This is a genomic window from uncultured Campylobacter sp. (assembly GCF_938040115.1).
In the GTDB taxonomy this organism is placed as follows: Bacteria; Campylobacterota; Campylobacteria; order Campylobacterales; family Campylobacteraceae; genus Campylobacter_A.
In genome coordinates this window covers 1-3,904 of sequence record NZ_CALHXD010000269.1, presented here as the reverse complement: position 1 = coordinate 3,904, position 3,904 = coordinate 1, and the positions used below count along the sequence as shown (strand labels likewise).

Annotated in this window: 5 protein-coding genes; 1 reads left to right on the top strand and 4 read right to left on the bottom strand. The window is 49.6% G+C overall.

Features of this window, described 5'->3' with window-relative positions; translation table 11 throughout:
• Positions 1–262 precede the first annotated feature (262 nt).
• Positions 263–1,060, top strand: coding sequence for a metal ABC transporter permease (locus Q0314_RS09015; RefSeq protein WP_298058393.1), 798 nt, complete (start codon positions 263–265; stop codon positions 1,058–1,060).
• A gap of 76 nt (positions 1,061–1,136) precedes the next feature.
• Here the strand turns inward: Q0314_RS09015 and Q0314_RS09010 are convergent, their stop codons facing one another.
• The 4 genes from Q0314_RS09010 to Q0314_RS08995 form a co-directional block, all read right to left on the bottom strand.
• Complete coding sequence (locus tag Q0314_RS09010; RefSeq protein WP_298058391.1) at positions 1,137–1,670, bottom strand: hypothetical protein; 534 nt, start codon at positions 1,668–1,670, stop codon at positions 1,137–1,139.
• Between the two features lie 97 nt (positions 1,671–1,767).
• Positions 1,768–2,655: a DMT family transporter gene (locus Q0314_RS09005; protein WP_298058390.1), complete on the bottom strand. Its 888-nt coding sequence runs from the start codon at positions 2,653–2,655 to the stop codon at positions 1,768–1,770.
• Positions 2,656–2,882: 227 nt separating this feature from the next.
• Positions 2,883–3,770, bottom strand: coding sequence for a DMT family transporter (locus tag Q0314_RS09000; RefSeq protein WP_298058388.1), 888 nt, complete (start codon positions 3,768–3,770; stop codon positions 2,883–2,885).
• A 14-nt stretch (positions 3,771–3,784) separates the two neighbouring features.
• On the bottom strand, positions 3,785–3,904 hold a 120-nt coding region (locus tag Q0314_RS08995), incomplete at its 5' end, for a DUF4197 family protein (protein ID WP_366114695.1).

Below are 3,904 nucleotides of genomic sequence, written 5' to 3'. Positions count from 1 at the left end.
GAGAGGGCTTGGGAGAGGAAGGGGCGACGCTTCGTAAGTAGAATCCCCTTCCTCTCCCAAAGAAAAGAAAAAGGCAGCTCTTTTGCGTCGGCTTTGCCTCGCAACTGCAAAGCAGAGCGCAATTTAAGCCCTTCCCCCTTAACAAGAAAATTAAATTTATGCGCGACGCTAAATTTAACCAAACCAAATTTAGCATTTTCGCGGTGCGGGTTTCGCCGAGTAACATCAAAAAGCGCCGAAAAAAAGTAAAAAAAGGAAACAAATGCTAGAAGCTCTTAGCTTAAATTTTATGCAAAACGCCCTGCTGGCGGGCATCCTCGTTAGCATCGCTTGCGGCGTGATCGGCACGCTCACGGTCATAAACCGCATGGTTTTCATTGCGGGCGGCATCGCTCACGGCGCATACGGCGGGCTTGGTATCGCGTTTTATTTTTCGCTCGAACCGCTGCTGGGTGCGAGTCTGTTTTCGCTATTTTTGGCGCTACTCATCGCTACGATAACGCTCAAAGACAAAAGCAAGATGGACTCGGTTATCGGCGCGCTGTGGGCGTTTGGCATGGCGTTTGGCATCATCCTCACCGACCTGGCGCCGGGCTATAACGTCGATCTAATGAGCTATCTTTTCGGCTCTATTTTGGCCGTACCGCAGGGCGATCTTGTTTTCATGGCGGTTGCAAACTGCGTCATACTTGCGTCCATCGCGCTATTTTACCGCCAGTTTGAAGCACTTAGCTTTGACGCGGAGTTTGCGCGTCTTCGCGGCGTGCGCACGACGCTACTATACTACGCGCTAACGTGCATGATGGCGCTAAGCGTCGTGATGACTATACGCGCGGTCGGGCTCATACTGGTTATCGCGCTACTCACGATCCCGCCATATATCGCGGGCGCGGTCTCGAGCCGCCTGGGCACGATGATGCTAAACGCCGCGCTCATCTCGGCCGCGTTTTGCGTGAGCGGGCTGTGGCTGAGCTTTGAGGCGAATTTAACCAGCGGTGCTAGCATTATCCTTATCGCTTCGGTTTGCTTTTTTATATTTACGGCTGTAAAAAGGCGGTAGATTCGGCGTTTCGGGTTAAATTTGGCTTTCGAATCCGCAGCAACAGACTGCGCGGCGCTCTTAAATTTGGCCAAATTTACGGATTGATTAGCTTTTGTTTTACGTAGTAGCCTAGGTGCTTTTGCGTGAGACGGTCATTTTTTGAAATCCGGTATAGCGAATTTATCAAATTTTTATACTCGTCGCTCTCCTCGTCCACAACGCAGTAAAAGAGAAATTTTTTATTTTCATAAAAACAAAGTTCGACTTTAAACGATACCCACGAATATCCAGAGTCAAAATACCTAAAATACACGTCGCCGATACCGACCGTATCGCCGCGTTCAGTTATAAAACGCTTGTTAGTGACGTAGAGCTTTTTGGCCTTGGCGGTCTTCACGCTTTGGCGCGCAAAAAGGCAAAATAAAAATGCGCAGCCCACCGTCATAGCAAACCAAACGGCGCCCACGTCAAAACCCTTGTCGCCCGCGTATAAAAGCAGTATCAAAAGACAAAGCGCGGAGCCGACTTCTTTGTGGACAGTATGCGTGAGCTCAAATTCGCACAAAATTTTCTCGTCGGCGTTAAGCTCCATCCACTTTGGTACCGCTAAATTTTCATCCTCGTTCATTTTCCTCTTCCTTTTTGCGGTCAAATTTACGTCGAAATTTTTAAATTTAACCGTAAAATTCGGCCGCTCCGTATTTAAGCGTGCAAAAGCCGTTAGCTCAAATTTTCCGCGATTTTTTATTTTTATAGTAGCTGCCCACTTCGCTAACGACGATGCCAAAGAGTATGAGCCCAGCTCCAGCTATCTGCACACCGCTTAGTATCTCGCCGCCGAAAAAGTACCCCACGATCCCAGCACTTACCGGCTCAAATGTAAATATAAGCGAGGTTTTAACGGGCGTCGTGTAGCGCTGCGCCGCGGTTTGCACGAAAAACGCCAAAACCGTCGCAAACACCGACGTTACCGCGACCGCGACGAAAAATGCCTCGTCTAAAACGGGTACGACGCCGCGAGGCTCGAAAATCTGCGCCGCAACAAAACAAAGCGCCGCGACGACCGCAAACTGCGCGCTCACCATCCAATAAAGCTCGCACCTGCGCACCAAAACGCCCGTGAAAATGATATGTAGCGCAAAGCCCAGCGCGCAAACGACGCTAAGCGCCTCGCCCGCGCCAAAACCCAGCTCGCTGCCAGTTAGAAAATAAAGCCCCGCTACCGATAAAAACGCGCCGATAAATGCGTAAACCACGACCTTTTGTCCGAAAAACGCGAGCGCGATAAACGGCGTAAAAACGGCGTTTAGCCCCGTGATAAAGGCAACGGTTGAGCTTGGGGCGTACTTTAGGGCAAAGGTCTGAAGCGTAAAGGCCGCAAACAAAAGCGCGCCTAAAAATGCGCCGAATCTTAACGAATTGCGGTCGATTTTTCGCGTAAATTTGAGGCTTATTAGCGACATCAGCGCGGCCGCGATCAAAAATCGCCAAAACAAAAGCGTAAAAACGCCGTTTGTCTTTAGCGTCTGCGCCATCGGCAAAAACGTCACGCCCCAGACCACCGCGATCACGAACAGCGCGAGGTCGGCCTTAAATTCGGTTGATTTTTTCATCTGATTTCTTTAGCTAAATTTAAGGGGCAAATTTAACGCAATTTCTCTAAATTCGGGCTTTATCGCGTCAAATTTGAGAGTCGCCTCCCTCTTGCTAGCTGGCAAAACGACGATGAATTTAAATGGGATAAAATCGCCGCGAGAGTAAATTTGGCGGCGATTTGATAAATTTGATCTTACGGCGGGTCGGCGCTTTGAGCAAAACGCCAAGCAAAACCCGCCGAAATTTAGGCTAAATTTTCCTTTTTAGCGCGCAGGTAGCTGCCTATCTCGCTGATCAAAACTCCGACCAAGATAAGCGCCGCGCCGCAAAGCCTATATGCGCTAATGTCCTCCGCGCCGACGAAATACCCCATCGCTCCCGCGGTTACGGGCTCGAGAGTGAAAAATATCGCCGTTTTAACGGGCGTGGTAAATTTTTGCATCAAGGCCTGCGCAAAAAACGCAAGCGCCGTGCCCAGCACGCCCACGACTAGCATCGCTATGATAAACGCCTTGTCCACGACGGGCGCGATTTTAGCGTCCTCAAAAACCAAAATAGCCGCAAAACAAAGCGCGACTAGGGTTAAAATTTCAAAATAAACCATATTTACGAGGTTGCATTTTTGAACCAAGCGGTTGGTGAGAACGATGTGAAAAGAGTAGGCGCACGCACAAACCAGAGCCAAAATTTCGCCCAGGCCAAACCCCACCTTCGTATCGCCTATCATATAAAGCCCCGCCACCGCAAACGCCACGCCCACATACGCGTAGGAGTAAATTTTATGCCTAAAAAGCCCCGCCGCGATAAAAGGCACCAAAGCCACGTTTAGCCCGATGATAAAGGCCACGGACGAGGTGTCGGCGTACTTAAACGCGAAAGTCTGACTGACAAATCCCGCAAACAAAAACAGACCCAAGATCACGCCAGGTTTTATATCAGGCGCGCTTACGTTTTTTAGCTTTTTATAAAATATCGCGCCGGCTATGATCGCCGCTAGCAAAAATCTCCAAAACAAAACGCCAAAAACGCCGTTAGTAGCAAGCGCTAGCGAGGTAGGCAGATAGCCCAGACCAAAGACTATCGCAACAAAAATCATGCCTACGTCGGCGCGAAATTCCAAACTATTTTTCACTATTCTCCCTTATTTTACTTGAAAATTCCCTGCAGGATTTTCGTGCCCTGCTCCACGGCGCCGCCCCTTAGCGAGCTTTCCTTCTCGCTCATCACGTTAAAGAGCCCGTCTAGCGTCTTGCGCGTGATGTAGTC

Excerpts from the sequence above, each read along its gene's own strand:
- Q0314_RS09005 (WP_298058390.1), bottom strand. The coding sequence starts at position 2,655 with ATGAAAAAATCAACCGAATTTAAGGCCGACCTCGCGCTGTTCGTGATC.
- Q0314_RS09010 (WP_298058391.1), bottom strand. The coding sequence starts at position 1,670 with ATGAACGAGGATGAAAATTTAGCGGTACCAAAGTGGATGGAGCTTAAC.
- Q0314_RS09015 (WP_298058393.1), top strand. The coding sequence starts at position 263 with ATGCTAGAAGCTCTTAGCTTAAATTTTATGCAAAACGCCCTGCTGGCG.